Genomic DNA, 13,329 nt, shown 5'->3' with positions numbered 1-13,329 from the left:
GGGGGGAACGTGAGAGGCCCCGGCGCCCTCGGAGGGGCGCCGGGGCGTCAGATCACGAAACGACAGCGAGGACGTCGCGAGCGGACAGGATGAGGTACTCCTGGCCGTCGTACTTGACCTCGGTGCCGCCGTACTTGCTGAAGATGACCTTGTCGCCGACGGCGACGTCAAGAGGAACGCGGTTGCCGTTGTCGTCGACCCGACCGGGTCCGACAGCGATGACGTTGCCCTCCTGGGGCTTCTCCTTGGCAGTGTCCGGGATGACCAGACCTGATGCAGTGGTCTGCTCGGCTTCGACAGCCTGGATGACCAGGCGATCCTCGAGCGGCTTGATGGTGACCGACACGTGTCGACCTCCCCTTTCAGGCGGTGGAACGTTGGACGCTGGTGGGCACGCCGTCGCGGGGGTCGTACTCACCGATGCTTGGCACTCTCATGGCGAGAGTGCCAATACGAAATCTAGCACGCGGCTGGCACTCGACCCAAGAGACTGCTAACGGCCCGTCCTCCGCTGCGCTCCGGACTCACTCTCGGGCTCCGCAGAGCTCCGCCCGAGGCCGTTCTCCTCGCTTCATCTCACCTTGGGGAGATGGCTGGTTTTCCTACACGGCAGACTGCCTCCATGGATCTGGCGACGTTCGAGCAGCTGCTGTCCCCCGCGGGTCAGCTGTTGCTCGACGAGGTCGCGCGACGCGCCGGCGTGGAGGCCGACCTGGCGCTCGGCACCCGGCTGCGCAAGACGTACGCGCCGGCGCTCGTCGCAGCCGCCGTGACCCAGAACCACCTGCGGGGCAGGGCGGCGACCAAGTTCGGCGCCGACGCGGCGCGGATGTACTTCACGCACGATGCTCTCGAGCAGTCGACGCGCATGTCGGTGGCCACGCACCGCGCCGAGAGGCTGGCATCGACCGGCGCTCGCGTGGTCGTTGACCTGGGGTGTGGCATCGGGGCCGACCTCATCGCCTTCGCACGGGCCGGGATCACGGTGCATGGCGTCGAGATCGAACCTGTACGTGCGGCGATCGCCCGTGCCAACTTGGAGGCCCTCGAGCTCTCGGGCGACGTCGTGCGCGGCGACGCACTCAGGGTCAATCTGGCGCCGGACACCGTCGCCTTCATCGATCCGGCGCGCAGGGACGGCCGTGGACGTACGTTCTCGACGTCCGACCTGCAGCCACCGTGGGACTGGGTGCGCGAGCTGCTGGCGGGACGTGCCGTCGCCAAGCTGATGCCCGGACTCGCCCACGACGCGGTGCCGACCGGCGTCGAGGCCGAGTGGGTCAGCGACGGTGGCAACCTCGTCGAGGCGTGCCTCTGGGGAGCACCGTTCGCGACGGCCACCCGCAGGGCCACGGTGCTGCCGTCCGGCGCCGGGCTCGTGTCGACCGGCGAGCCCGTCGCGGTGGCTGACGTCGGGGCCTACCTCTACGAGCCCGACGACGCCGTCATCCGCGCGGGCCTCGTCAGCGAGCTCGCCGCGACGATCGGCGGCTGGCTGCCCGATGCGCACATCGCGTACGTCGCCTCGGACGCCCGGCACACGACGCCGCTGGCCCGGGGATTCCGGATCATCGACGAGCTGCCGTTCAGGGAGAAGCCGCTCAAGGCGGCGCTGCAGGTGCGGCGGGTCGGAACGCTGACGGTCAAGAAGCGCGGCGTCGACATCGTGCCCGAGGAGCTGATCCGCCGACTCAAGCTCAAGGGCCCCAACACCGCGACGATCATCATGACCCGGGTCCTCGGTCACGGCCGGGCCTACCTCGTCGAGCGCCTCTGACACGCCGAGATTTGGATTCTCGTGCACCACGGCCGACCGCTTTGTGGTGCACCGGCATCCAAATCTCGGGGCATAGGCTGAGCGCATGCGGATCGACCTGAACGCGGATCTCGGCGAGTCGTGGCCCCGGTGGGATTCGGGCGAGGACGTCGCACTGCTGGACATCGTGACCAGCGCCAACGTGTGCTGCGGGGCGTACGCCGGGGACGCCGATCTCATGCGGGCGACGTGCGAGGCTGCGGTCGAGCGGGGCGTGTCGATCGGTGCCCAGGTCGGCTACCCGGACCGGGACAACTTCGGCCGGCTGCACCTGGACATGCCGTCCGACGAGCTCACCGGCGAGCTGCTGAGCCAGATCCTGCTGCTCGACGAGATCGCCCGGGCGGCCGGCGGCGGCGTGGCGTACATCAAGCCCCACGGCGCCCTCTACAACCGCATCGTCGACGACGACGTCCAGGCGCAGGCCGTGGTCGACGCCCTCCAGGGTCTCGCCACACCCCTCCCCCTGCTGGGACTGCCCGGCTCGGTGTCGCTGTCGATCGCCGAGGCGTCCGGCATCCCGATCATCCGCGAGGGCTTCGCCGATCGGGCCTACACGTCCGACGGGAGGCTCGTGCCGCGCAGCGAGCCCGGCGCGGTGCTCGATGACGTTGAGGCCGTCGCGGCCCAGGCCATACGCCTGATGGAGCGCGTGTCGTCGGTCTGCGTGCACAGCGACAGCCCCGGTGCGGTCGAGCTGGCCCGGGCCGTCCGCGTTGCGCTCGAGGCGCACGGGGCCGAGCTCTCGAGCGTCATCGCGTGAACCTCAAGCCGTACGGCGACACCGCACTGCTGCTCGACTGCGAGTCGCTCGACGAGGCGCAACGCTGGTTCGCCGCGCTGCACGACGAGGCAGAGGTCGTGCTGGGCGCCCGGAGCGTGCTGCTCCGCGGCGATCCCGCTGCGCTGCGGTCGCTCGTCGGTCGTACGTCGCCGGTGGCCACGGCTGCATCGCTCGACGGGCCGCAGGTCGAGATCACGGTCGCGTACGACGGCGCCGATCTCGACGATGTCGCCCGGCTCACCGGCCTGACGCCGGCCGAGGTCGTCGCGGCGCACACCGGGACGCCGTGGACCGTCGCGTTCGGCGGATTCGCGCCGGGGTTCTCCTACCTCGTCGGCGGAGATCCGCGGCTGCAGGTGCCGCGCCGCGACTCGCCGCGCAACCGGGTGCCGGGGGGCGCGGTCGGGTTGGCGGGTGAGTTCAGCGGCGTCTACCCCCGGGAGTCACCGGGCGGCTGGCAGCTGATCGGCCACACCGGGCTGGCGATGTGGGACACCGCTCGCGAACCGCCAGCGCTGCTCAGGGCCGGCATGACGGTGAGGTTCGTCGCGGCATGACCCTCGTCATCGAGTCGCCGGGGCTGCTGACGCTCGTGCAGGACCTCGGCCGACCGGGCCTGGGACACCTCGGGGTCAGTCCGTCAGGCGCGTTCGACCGGTCGGCGCTGCGCCAGGTCAACCTCGTGCTCGGCAACGAGCCGGGTGCCGCTGCCCTCGAGGTGCTGCGCGGCGAGCTCGTGCTGCGCGCCGAGACCCCGACGTGGGTGGCCGTGACGGGTGCCGCCGGTCCGGTCACGGTCGATGGCGACCCTCGGGCGTACGGGCGGGCGATCCCACTGCAGGCGGGCCAGCGGTTGGCGCTCGGCGCGCCCGCGGCGGGCCTGCGGTCGTACGTCGGCGTGGCCGGCGGTTTCGCCGTGCCGGAGGAGCTCGGCTCCCGCTCGACCGACACTCTCGCCGGTTTGGGCCCAGCGCCGCTGAAGGACGGTGACCGGCTCGCCCTGGGTGCCGCGACGCATCCGCCCGACATCGAGGACGTGCCGACCCTCGGGCGTACCGGCGAGCTGACGCTCGACGTGATGCTCGGCCCGCGCGACGACTGGTTCACGACGACGGCCGTGCGCCGGCTGCTCGAGTCGCCGTGGCAGGTCAGCCCGGCCTCGGACCGGGTCGGCGTCCGCCTGACCGGTCCCGCACTCGAGCGGGCGCGCCCCGACGAGCTGCCGAGCGAGCCGTGCGTGCGCGGCAGCATCCAGGTCTCGGCGGACGGCCAGCCGATCGTGTTCGGGCCGGACCATCCGGTCACGGGCGGCTACCCCGTCCTCGCGGTGGTGCTCAACCGGCACACGGACCGGCTTGCCCAAGCGGCGCCGGGGCAGGTCGTGCGGTTCAGCCGGGTGAGCTAGGCGGCGACGACGTCGGTGACCGGCATGCTCGAGTCGGCCGGCAGGTTGAGCGACGACGGCGGAAGCCCACGGCGTACGACCTCGGCACCGAGCGCCGCGACCATCGCGCCGTTGTCGGTGCACAGGCCGATGCGCGGCACGCGGATCTGGATGCCGGCCTTGGCGGCGCGCTCCTCGGCGAACTGGCGCAGGCGGCCGTTGGCAGCCACACCACCCCCGATGATGAGCGTCTTGACGTCGTGATCGAGGCACGCATCGATGGCCTTCTTGGTCAGCACGTCGCAGACCGAGTCCTGGAACGACGCGGCGATGTCGGCGACCGCGAACGTACGACCCATGCGGTCCTCGTGCTGCACGTGCCGGGCGACGGCGCTCTTGAGGCCCGAGAACGAGAAGTCGTAGCGGTGCTTGTCGAGGTCGCGCCCACCGGTCAGGCCGCGGGGGAAGGCGATCGTCGAGGCGTCGCCGTCGCGGGCGACGCGGTCGATGTGCGGGCCGCCGGGATAGGGCAGGCCGAGCAGCCGGGCGACCTTGTCGAACGCCTCGCCGGCGGCGTCGTCGATCGTCTGGCCAAGCAGCGTGATGCCGGTGACGATGTCGTCGACGAGCAGGATCTCGGTGTGACCGCCGCTGACCAGCAGGGCGACGGCACGTTCGTCGAACCGGCCGTGCTCGAGCTGGTCGACCGCAACGTGAGCGGCGAGGTGGTTGACGCCGTAGAGCGGCTTGTCGTGCGCCAGCGCCAGGGCCTTGGCCGCTGCGACACCGACCAGCAGTGCGCCGGTCAGGCCAGGACCGCTGGTGACCGCGATCGCGTCGACGTCCTGCACGCGTACGCCGGACTCCGCATACGCCTGCTCGAGCGTCGGCACCATGGCCTCGAGGTGGGCACGACTGGCAACCTCGGGGACGATGCCGCCGAAGCGTACGTGCTGCTCCATGCTCGACGAGAGCGCGTGCGCGAGCAGCTCCGTGCCACGCACGATGCCGACGCCGGTCTCGTCGCAGGACGACTCGATGCCCATCACCAACGGTTCGCTCACGCCGCCATTGTGACAGGCCCGTGTGGGAGGCTCGAGCCATGACGAGATCTGACGACCCGGGACCCGACGGCCCGTGGGACGAGCGCACGCTCCTGCTCACGATGCTGCGCTATGTCCAGGAGACCGCGGTGTTCAAGGTCCAGGGCCTCGACGAGGACAAGGCACGCCATGCCCCGATCGAGACCTCACCGCTGACCACCCCGGCTGCGCTGCTCAACCACCTGCGCTGGGTCGAGCGGTCGTGGGTCAACGCCGACCTGTTCGGCGGCGAGGACGACGGCCCATGGACCGAGGAGGATCCCGACGCCGAGCTCCGGCAGGGCCTGGAGCTGCCGCTCGACGAGGTCATCCGGCTCTATGAGGAGGAGGCGGCGCGCACCCGTGCGGTGTTCGAGACCGTCGACCTCGACATGGTGATGCAGGGCAAGCAGTCGCGCGACATACCGCTGACCGCCCGGTGGATCCTGCTGCACCTCATCGAGGAGACCGCCCGCCACAACGGCCACCTCGACCTGCTGCGCGAGATGGCCGACGGCTCCGTCGGCGACTAGCCCTCGCCGGCTATTCGGCCTTCTTGGCTGCCCGGCGCGCGGCGCGGGCGATCAGCTCTTCCTCGTCGAGCTTCTTGGCCTGCTCCGGTGTCGGGGCGGTGCCGCCGTGTCGTGCCGGCGCCCACCACTTGCCCTCGGGGCTGATGGGATAGTCGGCGATCGCCTTGTCGAGCAGCGCCGTCATGGCCTCGCGGAGGCGGGCGGTCTCGGCGACCGGGTCCTCGCCGGTCACCTCGAGCGGCGCGCCGACGTGCAGGCCGATCGTCTTGCCGCGGCCTTTCATGTCGGACGGGTGGTCCTTGGTCTTCAGCAGCTGCGTACCCCAGGTGACCATCGGGATGAGCGGCACGCCGGCCTCGGCGGCCATGCGTACGGCGCCGGTCTTGAGCTCCTTGATCTCGAACGAGCGACTGATCGTGGCCTCGGGGAAGATCCCGACGATCTCACCGTTGCGGGCGTACTCGACCGCCTGGTCGTACGACGCCTGGCCGTTGTCGCGGTCGACCGAGATGTGGTGGAGCGAGCGCATGATGGGCCCGGAGATCTTGTGGTCGAATGCGTCCTTCTTGGCCATGAAGCGCACGAGACGCCCACTCGGCTGGGCCGCGAAGCCGTCGAAGATGAAGTCGACGTAGCCGATGTGGTTGGCCGCCAGGATCGCGCCACCGGTGCGCGGGATGTGCTCCGTGCCTGACATCTGGAACTTCATGCCGAGGACCTTGAACAACATCCGCGCCGTGAGGATGACCGGGGGGTAGGTGATGTCGCGCATCAGGTCACCTTAGTGCACACGCGTGCACCGAAGCGATGATCGAGATCGGGCTCACGCCGGGTCCCGCTCAGTCGTCGTCAACGCTCTGTCACTGGTCGTCTTCGACGACGTGGACGGCGGCTTCCTCGGCACTCGCACCGGCGCCGTCGATGCCGACGTCCTCGCCCACGAGGTCCTTCTCGGTGTCCTCGCCGAACCCTTCGTCGGGGTCGACCAGACGGCCGGCGCGCTCGGTGCCGACCTCGCCGTCGTCGAGGTCCTCGCCCGGCTCGGCGTACGGGTCGTCGTCGGGCTCCTCCTGGCGGAGGCGCTCGTCGAGCGACTCGCCCTGCAGGGCCTCGTCGGCGGTCGTGCCGAAGCCTTCGCCGCGATAGCTCTCCGGGGGCGAGTAGCCCGAGTCGAGCGTCTCGTCCGGATCGTCGAAGATCGCGTCCTGGTCGGGTCCGTCGCCGTCGTCGTCAAAGGTGTCAGGGGTCTCGGTCATGTGCCCAGCCTTCCACGCCACCCCGAGGGCGCAATGTGTGCGTCGATCTCGACCTCCACGAGGTGCTCGGGCCGGGCCAGCGCCACGACCTGCACCATCGTCGCCACCGGGCGTACGACGTCGAAGATCTCCTTGTGTGCGCGGCCGACCGCGTCGAAGTCGGCGATGTCGGTGACGTACATCCGCGTACGGACGACGTGCTGCGTCTCGAGGCCCGCTGTGCCGAGCGCCGCGAGCGCGATGCCGAACGCCACCCGCGCCTGCTCGTACGCATCGCCGACCCCGACGACCTCACCGCGTACGGTCGCGGTGGTGCCGGCGACCCACGCGCTGTTGCCGACGCGGACGACGCGGGAGTAGCCCACGACGTCCTCGAACGGTGACGGTGAGCTGACGTTCTTCCTCATCGGTCCTCCTGGAGCTCGAGCTGCATGACGAGCGCATCGACGCCGCCACGGTAGTAGCCGGTGCGCCGGCTGATCGTCGTGAACCCGTACGCGTCGTAGAACGCGATCGCCGCGTCGTTGTCCGCCGCGACCTCGAGCAGCATGCGATCGGCGTCTTGCGCGCGGGCGGCGACGCACAGAGCGTCGAGGACCCGGCCGGCGACGCCCTGCCGGCGGCGGGAGGGCATGACGGCGATGCGTTCGAGGTCGGCGACGTCACCGGCGACCGCGATCACCCCGTACGCGTCGAGGTCGTCGATCAACACGGTGCTGCGCTCCCCCTCGACCGCTGCGGCGACGAGCGTCGCGCTCCAGGCGTCCGTGCCGAAGCAGTCGCTCTCGATCACCACGATCGCGTCGACGTCGGCGAGAGCCGCCGCGCGGATCATGCGCGCTTGGTCGCGACCGAAGGAGTGGCGTCGGGGCGGCGCAGGTAGAGCGGCTCGAGCGGCAACGCCTCGGCCGTACCGGCGACGACGATCCGCGCCAACGCCGCCGCGCGGGGATCGTTCGCCTCGCCCGCCGCGCGGAGGACACCGTCGTAGAGCTCGCCCCCTCGCCCGTACGTCGGAAGGTCGGGGTGCCGGCTCGCGAGGTCGGCCGGAAAGTCGACATGTGGACCGTCAAGGCGTACGTGATCGGCTCCGTAGCGGGCCCAGTAGACCTCTTTGCGGCGCGCATCCGTGGCGACCAGGAACTCGCCCTCGACCTGGGTGTCGGCCGCGATGATGTCGAGCGTGCAGACGCCGTGGGTCGTCAGGCCCAGCGTCGAGCCGAGGGTCAACGCCGTGACGACGCCGACCCGCAAGCCGGTGAACGGCCCGGGCCCGACGCCGACCGCGACATCGGTGAGGTCGGCCATCGTGGCGCCGGCCTGGGCGACGGCGTCCCTGATCGCCGGGGCGAGCAGCTCACCGTGCGCCATCGCGCCCTCGCCGGCAGCTTCACCGACGACGCGTTCGCCGTCGTGGACGGCGACCGTGATGGCCGGGGTGGCGGTGTCGAACGCAAGCAGCAGCACGCCATGAACCCTAACGCTGACGAGTCACTCCCATCGCGCTGAGGACTCACTCCGTGCGTGCCGACGAGTCACTTGGCACCAGTCGAGTGACTCCTCACACTGACCGGAGGGACTCGTCACGGTGACCGGAGTGACTCGTCAGCGGGGGTCAGGAGAGGAGGGTCGAGCGCAGGGGTACGCCGACCCAGCGGGGGCCGTGGGGCTTGACCGTCACGACGCGCGGCTCGGCCTCGTCGACAAGATCGCCTTCGTGCGGCGTGCCGAGGGGGTCGATCGGCCGGGCGCCGCGCACCTCGATGCGTACGTGCAGCCAGCTGTCCGAGAGCTGCTCGGCCATGCCGTCGCCCCACTCGACGACCGTGACGGCTTCCTCGGTCGTGGCGTCGAGGTCGATGTCGTCGAGCTCGGCGGCGCTGCCGAGCCGGTAGGCGTCGACGTGCACGAGCGGCGGGCCGTCGGCGAGCGACGGGTGCGTGCGAGCGATGACGAACGTCGGGGACGTGATCGGACCGCGTACGCTCAGCGCCTCGCCGAGGCCCTGGGTGAACGTCGTCTTGCCGGCGCCGAGATCACCCGACAGGACGAGCAGGTCGCCGGGCCGCAGCAGCGTCGACAGCTTGGCGGCGAGGTCGTGCATCTCGTCGGGCGTCGGCACCTCGCGGGCCAGCCACAGCGTCTTGCCGAACTCGATGAACTGGCGATCGCGGCCGACCGGGTGGTAGAGCCGCCGCGACCAAAACTGGACCGTCTCGGGCAATTCCTCGCGCACGTCGAGCCAGATGCCGTCCTTGCCGCGCTCCTCGGCGGTGTCCTCGGCGACACCGACCATCGCCGATGCGACGCCGCGCGCCTGGATGTCGGGATCGACGCAGACCCGCTTGAGGCCGAGCTGGCCGGGCCGCGACTCGTCGAACAGCATCGCGCCCATCGGCAGCCCGCGACGCTCGACCAGCAGCCCCCCAGCCGTCCCTAGCACCGCGGCGACCGACTCGACGGTCTCCTCCGACGCCGTCGACGGCGGGTCGAGGGCGGGACGGGCCCCGAACGAACGGTGGATGATGTCGACGATCTGCGGGGCGTGCTCCGGCCCGGCGTGGATGACATTCAAGGCGGTCATGTGAGTCCCTCCAGGACGTCCTCGATGACCTCGGTGACCTTCTCGTGCTCCTCGAACATCACCATGTGGCCGACGTCGTCGAGCGCGACGAGCTTGGCGCCGGGAATCGCCTCGGCGAGGCGCCGGCTGTGCTTGATCGGCGTGATGAGGTCGGCCGTGCCGCCGACGACCACCGTCGTGGCCTTGCCCATGACCTCGAGGCCGGAGGTCAGGTCGAGGGAGACGAAGTTGGGGTAGAAGTCCATCAGCACATGCGTCGGCGACTTCAGGATCAGCTCGTTGGTCATGTCGACGTGGCGCTCCTGCGCGTTCGGGCCGAGGCCCCACCGCCGAACGATCGAATAGCTGTTGAACGTACGACCCCAGTCCAGCACGGGCGACGCGACGCGCAGGAACGGGATCAGGTAGCGCAGGGCCGGGCTGCTGCGCATCAGCTTGCCCGAGCTCGTGGCGATCAGCACGACGCCCTTGACCCGGCGGCCGAACTGCTTGGGCTCCGCTGCGGCGAGCTCCATGATCGCCATGCCACCCATCGAGTGGCCCACGAGCACGATCGGCCCGCGCGGCACCAGCGTGCTGATGACGGTGCGCAGGTCGTCGGCGAGATGCGGGATCGACGAGTTGTCGAGGTAGGAACGACCTGACTCACCGTGCGAGCGCAGATCGACGAACACCATGCGAACCTTGCCGCGCAGGGCGAGCCGCTGGTAGTGCCACACGTCGATCGACTCGACCCAGCCGTGCACGAACACGACCGTCGGGGTCTTGCGCTCGGCCTCGTCGATCTCGGCGTTGAGCAGCACCCCGTCCGTCGCGGTGACCTGCACGGGATCACTGTGGACCGAGCCGAACTCGACGTCCTCGCCGCGCCGCAACCGCCGCTGGTGCCGCTGCCGGCCGTTGAGCAGCGTGGCGACGACGCCGGCGGCCACGAACGCCCCGGCGGTCGTCGCGACCTTCGCCGTACGACTCATTCAGACTCCCCCACGTACGTACGCTCGATGCGGCCACCGAGTCGGGTGACGACCTCGTACGCGATGGTGCCCGCGGCCTCGGCCCAGTCCTCGGCAGTCGGCTCGCCATCAGCGCCGGGTCCGAACACCGTGACCAGGTCGCCGCGAGCAGCCTCGGCGTCACCGAGGTCGACGACGAACTGGTCCATGCACACCACGCCGACCTGGCGCGCGCGTCCACCTGCGAAGCCGACCTCGGCGCGGTTGGACGCGGTGCGCAGAATGCCCTCGCCGTAGCCGATCGGCACGAGGCCCAGCGTCGTCTCACGCTCGGCGGTCCAGGTGTGGCCGTACGACACGCTGGCACCCGCCGGGACGCGCTTGACCGCAGCGAGACGCGCCCGCAACGTCATGACGGGGGTCAGTGCAGTCTCGTACGTCATGCGGGGATCCGGCCGGATGCCGTAGGCCGCGATACCGACGCGGACGAGCTCGAAATGTGCCGACGGTCTGGTCAATGTCGCAGCTGAGTTGCTGAGGTGCCGCAGCGCCGGCTCGACACCGGCCGCCCTGAGCTCGTCGACCGCAGCGTTGAACGCCGCCTCCTGCGCGCCGTTGGCGGGGTGCCCGGGCTCGTCGGCACAGGCGAGGTGCGACCACACGCCGGTGATCTCGACCGCCCCGCCCATCTGAGCCACGGTGGCGGCGGCCACGAGCTCGGTCCACTGCTCGCCGAACGCGCCGTTGCGCGACAGCCCCGTGTCGACCTTGAGCTGGACCTTCGGGCGTACGGTCGCCGGCGCCGCGAGGATCTCGGCGAGCTGATCGGTCGAAGACGCGGTGACCTCGACCCCGGCGTCGATGACCGCGGCGAAGTCGGCACCGGGCGCCGCGAGCCAGCACAGCAGATCGCCCCGGTCGCCGGCCCGCCGCAGCGCAAGTGCCTCGTCGAGGGTCGCCACGCCGAGCCACTCGGACCCGGCGTCACGCGCTGCCCGAGCCACCCGCGCCGCACCGTGACCGTAGCCATCGGCCTTGACCACCGTCATGAACGCCGACTGCGGTGCGCACGCCTTGAGCGCGGCGATGTTGGCCCGGAACGCGTCGAGGTCGATGACCGCCTCGGCCTGTGGCGCCGTCACGCGAGGTCCCCTCGTACGAACGCAGCGACCGCCGACGGTAGCGCGTACGCGACATCGGTGGCGACGATCGGACCGTCGGGATTGGCCTGGACCGAGGCGACGCCGTGGAGGTACGCCGCGACGGATCCCGCGTCGCGCGGGTCGAGGCCCGCAGCGAGCAGCGAACCGGCGAACCCGGCGAGCACGTCGCCCGCGCCGGCGGTGCCGAGCCAGGCCGACCCGCTGAGGTTGACCCGTGTCGGCGCTCCGGTCTGCGCGACGAGCGTGCGGCGGCCCTTGAGCAGCACCGTGGCGTTCCAACGTTGGGCGGCCGCGGTGGCGTGCCCGAGCGGGTCACCCTCGACCTGCTCGCGCGTCGTGTCCAGCATCGCGGCGAGCTCGCCGGCGTGCGGCGTCAGCAGTGCGGGGACCTCGAACCGATCGGGTACGTGCTGCAGCGCGCTCGCATCCACCACGACCGGCACGCCGTCCTCGAGCGCCATCGCGAGCTGTGACTCGGCGTCATCGCCGCTGCCGGGTCCCACGACCCAGGCCTGCACTCGGCCCCGCCCGGCCACGACCTCGGGTGCCCGGTCGACGACGCGCTGGCTGAGCGCCGCGCTGCCGACGAACCGGATCATCCCGGCCAGCCCCGCCTGGGCGCCGGCGACGCAGAGGTGCGCCGCGCCGGCGTACTGCTCCGAGCCAGCGGCGATGCCCAGCACGCCGCGGGAGTACTTGTGCGAGCGCTCGTCCGGCAGCGCCCGATCGAGCAGGTGACCGTCGAAGGCGTCGATCGCCTCGATCGACGGCGAGGGCAGATGGGGAGCGAGCCCGATGTCGACCAGGGAGACCGTGCCGGCTGCGCCCGCCGCGGGGTCGGCGAGCAAGGCGTTCTTGTAGGTCCCGAAGGTCACCGTCGCCTCTGCGCCGATGTGGACGCCGGGCAGCGTCGCTCCGTCGACGTCGACGCCCGACGGCACGTCGACCACGAACGTGTAGGGCCGCTCGTGGTCGAGCCAGCTCTCCCACTCCGCGGCCTTGCCGGTGAGTCCCGGGCGCGCGCCGATGCCGAAGATCGCGTCGAGGCACCAATGCTGCCCGCCGGGTGCCTTGACGAGCTGGGCTCCCGCCGCTTGGGCAGCGGCCAGCCCCTCGGCGTGCACCGTGGACTCGTCGAGCAGGCACAGGTCGACCCGGACGCCACGGTCCAGCAGGTGGGTCGCGGCATACAGCGCATCGCCGCCGTTGTTGCCCGGCCCGATCAGGCACACCACGACCTCGCCGGCCGGGATCAGCCCCAAGCTGTCGGCAAGCCCCCGCGCAGCCCTCCGCATGAGCTCACCATCGGGAAGCGTCGCGGCGAGCGCCTCCTCGGCGGCACGGATGTCGCCGACGGTGTGGGCACTCAGCATTCAGCCACCACGAACGCCGTCGCCACGCTCGTGTCGTGGGAGATCGACAGGTGGGCTGTCGTGATGCCGAGCTCCTTGGCCCGGTCGAGCGCCGCACCGTAGAGCTGGAACTCCGGAGCACCCTGCGGACCGTTGACGACCTCGATGTCCTGCCACGACATGCCGGCGGGCGCTCGCAGCGCCTTGACGAACGCCTCCTTGGCGGCGAAGCGTCCCGCGAGCGACTCGACCGGCAGGTGCGCCTCGGCGTCGGTGAACAACCGGCTGCGCATCGTCGGCGTACGTTCGAGGGTCTCGGCGAAGCGCGCCAGATCCACCACGTCCACCCCGATGCCCAGAATGGTCATGGCTCGATCCTGCAGCCCGCTCCTTGAGCCTGTCGAGAGGACGTCCCTTCGACA

The 13,329-nt window shown here is 70.9% G+C and carries 17 protein-coding genes; 5 read left to right on the top strand and 12 right to left on the bottom strand.

The features are described from left to right. Positions 1-52 precede the first annotated feature (52 nt). On the bottom strand, positions 53-346 hold the full coding sequence (gene groES / locus ESP70_RS08330) for a co-chaperone GroES (RefSeq protein WP_056209271.1): 294 nt from the start codon (positions 344-346) through the stop codon (positions 53-55). Positions 347-622: 276 nt separating this feature from the next. On the opposite strand from groES, the gene ESP70_RS08325 reads away from it, so the two are divergent. The 4 genes from ESP70_RS08325 to ESP70_RS08310 all read left to right on the top strand — a co-directional run bounded on the left by ESP70_RS08325 (position 623) and on the right by ESP70_RS08310 (position 4,005). Beyond that, positions 623-1,777 carry a class I SAM-dependent methyltransferase gene (locus ESP70_RS08325; RefSeq protein WP_149688835.1) on the top strand — a complete coding sequence of 385 codons (1,155 nt, stop codon included), beginning with the start codon at positions 623-625 and terminating at the stop codon, positions 1,775-1,777. 85 nt (positions 1,778-1,862) lie between these two features. Beyond that, positions 1,863-2,579 (top strand): LamB/YcsF family protein, encoded by a 717-nt coding sequence (locus tag ESP70_RS08320; protein WP_149688834.1) that lies wholly within the window; start codon positions 1,863-1,865, stop codon positions 2,577-2,579. Then, entirely contained in the window at positions 2,576-3,157 is a 582-nt protein-coding gene (locus ESP70_RS08315) for a 5-oxoprolinase subunit B family protein (protein WP_149688833.1), read from the top strand. Before ESP70_RS08320 ends, ESP70_RS08315 begins: the two co-directional genes overlap by 4 nt. Continuing rightward, positions 3,154-4,005 carry a 5-oxoprolinase subunit C family protein gene (locus tag ESP70_RS08310; RefSeq protein ID WP_149688832.1) on the top strand — a complete coding sequence of 284 codons (852 nt, stop codon included), beginning with the start codon at positions 3,154-3,156 and terminating at the stop codon, positions 4,003-4,005. Before ESP70_RS08315 ends, ESP70_RS08310 begins: the two co-directional genes overlap by 4 nt. Here ESP70_RS08310 and tsaD read toward each other — a convergent pair. After that, positions 4,002-5,048 (bottom strand): tRNA (adenosine(37)-N6)-threonylcarbamoyltransferase complex transferase subunit TsaD, encoded by a 1,047-nt coding sequence (tsaD, locus tag ESP70_RS08305; protein ID WP_246161971.1) that lies wholly within the window; start codon positions 5,046-5,048, stop codon positions 4,002-4,004. The genes ESP70_RS08310 and tsaD overlap by 4 nt on opposite strands. 38 nt (positions 5,049-5,086) lie before the next feature. Between tsaD and ESP70_RS08300 the strand changes: the two genes are divergently transcribed. After that, complete coding sequence (locus tag ESP70_RS08300) at positions 5,087-5,599, top strand: DinB family protein (RefSeq protein ID WP_149688831.1); 513 nt, start codon at positions 5,087-5,089, stop codon at positions 5,597-5,599. 10 nt (positions 5,600-5,609) lie between these two features. On the opposite strand, the gene ESP70_RS08295 is transcribed toward ESP70_RS08300, so the two are convergent. The 10 genes from ESP70_RS08295 to ESP70_RS08250 form a co-directional block, all read right to left on the bottom strand. Beyond that, positions 5,610-6,371: a lysophospholipid acyltransferase family protein gene (locus ESP70_RS08295; RefSeq protein WP_149688830.1), complete on the bottom strand. Its 762-nt coding sequence runs from the start codon at positions 6,369-6,371 to the stop codon at positions 5,610-5,612. Between the two features lie 88 nt (positions 6,372-6,459). Next, positions 6,460-6,855 carry a DUF5709 domain-containing protein gene (locus tag ESP70_RS08290; RefSeq protein ID WP_223148663.1) on the bottom strand — a complete coding sequence of 132 codons (396 nt, stop codon included), beginning with the start codon at positions 6,853-6,855 and terminating at the stop codon, positions 6,460-6,462. Further along, positions 6,852-7,262 (bottom strand): RidA family protein, encoded by a 411-nt coding sequence (locus tag ESP70_RS08285; RefSeq protein ID WP_149688829.1) that lies wholly within the window; start codon positions 7,260-7,262, stop codon positions 6,852-6,854. Before ESP70_RS08285 ends, ESP70_RS08290 begins: the two co-directional genes overlap by 4 nt. Next, positions 7,259-7,690 carry a GNAT family N-acetyltransferase gene (locus ESP70_RS08280; RefSeq protein WP_149688828.1) on the bottom strand — a complete coding sequence of 144 codons (432 nt, stop codon included), beginning with the start codon at positions 7,688-7,690 and terminating at the stop codon, positions 7,259-7,261. The genes ESP70_RS08285 and ESP70_RS08280 overlap by 4 nt, the downstream gene beginning before the upstream one ends. After that, positions 7,687-8,322 carry a tRNA (adenosine(37)-N6)-threonylcarbamoyltransferase complex dimerization subunit type 1 TsaB gene (gene tsaB, locus ESP70_RS08275; protein WP_149688827.1) on the bottom strand — a complete coding sequence of 212 codons (636 nt, stop codon included), beginning with the start codon at positions 8,320-8,322 and terminating at the stop codon, positions 7,687-7,689. The genes ESP70_RS08280 and tsaB overlap by 4 nt, the downstream gene beginning before the upstream one ends. Positions 8,323-8,470: 148 nt before the next feature. Then, positions 8,471-9,439, bottom strand: coding sequence for a tRNA (adenosine(37)-N6)-threonylcarbamoyltransferase complex ATPase subunit type 1 TsaE (gene tsaE, locus ESP70_RS08270; RefSeq protein ID WP_149688826.1), 969 nt, complete (start codon positions 9,437-9,439; stop codon positions 8,471-8,473). Next, the gene (locus ESP70_RS08265; RefSeq protein WP_149688825.1) at positions 9,436-10,413 is read right to left on the bottom strand and encodes an alpha/beta fold hydrolase; all 978 of its coding nucleotides are present in this window, start codon (positions 10,411-10,413) and stop codon (positions 9,436-9,438) included. The genes tsaE and ESP70_RS08265 overlap by 4 nt, the downstream gene beginning before the upstream one ends. Next, positions 10,410-11,534: an alanine racemase gene (gene alr / locus ESP70_RS08260; protein WP_149688824.1), complete on the bottom strand. Its 1,125-nt coding sequence runs from the start codon at positions 11,532-11,534 to the stop codon at positions 10,410-10,412. The genes ESP70_RS08265 and alr overlap by 4 nt, the downstream gene beginning before the upstream one ends. After that, positions 11,531-12,928, bottom strand: a complete 1,398-nt coding sequence (locus ESP70_RS08255; protein WP_149688823.1) for a bifunctional ADP-dependent NAD(P)H-hydrate dehydratase/NAD(P)H-hydrate epimerase — start codon at positions 12,926-12,928, stop codon at positions 11,531-11,533. Before ESP70_RS08255 ends, alr begins: the two co-directional genes overlap by 4 nt. Then, complete coding sequence (locus ESP70_RS08250) at positions 12,922-13,275, bottom strand: holo-ACP synthase (protein ID WP_056399174.1); 354 nt, start codon at positions 13,273-13,275, stop codon at positions 12,922-12,924. Before ESP70_RS08250 ends, ESP70_RS08255 begins: the two co-directional genes overlap by 7 nt. Positions 13,276-13,329 lie beyond the last annotated feature (54 nt).

The organism is Aeromicrobium ginsengisoli, assembly GCF_004134905.2.
Classification (GTDB): domain Bacteria; phylum Actinomycetota; class Actinomycetes; order Propionibacteriales; family Nocardioidaceae; genus Aeromicrobium; species Aeromicrobium ginsengisoli.
The sequence above is the reverse complement of the archived record's forward strand: the minus strand, read 5'-3'. Positions and strand labels throughout refer to the sequence as shown.

Coding starts and splice junctions, on each gene's coding strand:
- ESP70_RS08325 (WP_149688835.1), top strand. CDS start 623: ATGGATCTGGCGACGTTCGAGCAGCTGCTGTCCCCCGCGGGTCAGCTG.
- ESP70_RS08320 (WP_149688834.1), top strand. CDS start 1,863: ATGCGGATCGACCTGAACGCGGATCTCGGCGAGTCGTGGCCCCGGTGG.
- ESP70_RS08310 (WP_149688832.1), top strand. CDS start 3,154: ATGACCCTCGTCATCGAGTCGCCGGGGCTGCTGACGCTCGTGCAGGAC.
- ESP70_RS08300 (WP_149688831.1), top strand. CDS start 5,087: ATGACGAGATCTGACGACCCGGGACCCGACGGCCCGTGGGACGAGCGC.
- ESP70_RS08295 (WP_149688830.1), bottom strand. CDS start 6,371: ATGCGCGACATCACCTACCCCCCGGTCATCCTCACGGCGCGGATGTTG.
- ESP70_RS08290 (WP_223148663.1), bottom strand. CDS start 6,855: ATGACCGAGACCCCTGACACCTTTGACGACGACGGCGACGGACCCGAC.
- ESP70_RS08285 (WP_149688829.1), bottom strand. CDS start 7,262: ATGAGGAAGAACGTCAGCTCACCGTCACCGTTCGAGGACGTCGTGGGC.
- ESP70_RS08280 (WP_149688828.1), bottom strand. CDS start 7,690: ATGATCCGCGCGGCGGCTCTCGCCGACGTCGACGCGATCGTGGTGATC.
- tsaE (WP_149688826.1), bottom strand. CDS start 9,439: ATGACCGCCTTGAATGTCATCCACGCCGGGCCGGAGCACGCCCCGCAG.
- ESP70_RS08265 (WP_149688825.1), bottom strand. CDS start 10,413: ATGAGTCGTACGGCGAAGGTCGCGACGACCGCCGGGGCGTTCGTGGCC.
- ESP70_RS08255 (WP_149688823.1), bottom strand. CDS start 12,928: ATGCTGAGTGCCCACACCGTCGGCGACATCCGTGCCGCCGAGGAGGCG.
- ESP70_RS08250 (WP_056399174.1), bottom strand. CDS start 13,275: ATGACCATTCTGGGCATCGGGGTGGACGTGGTGGATCTGGCGCGCTTC.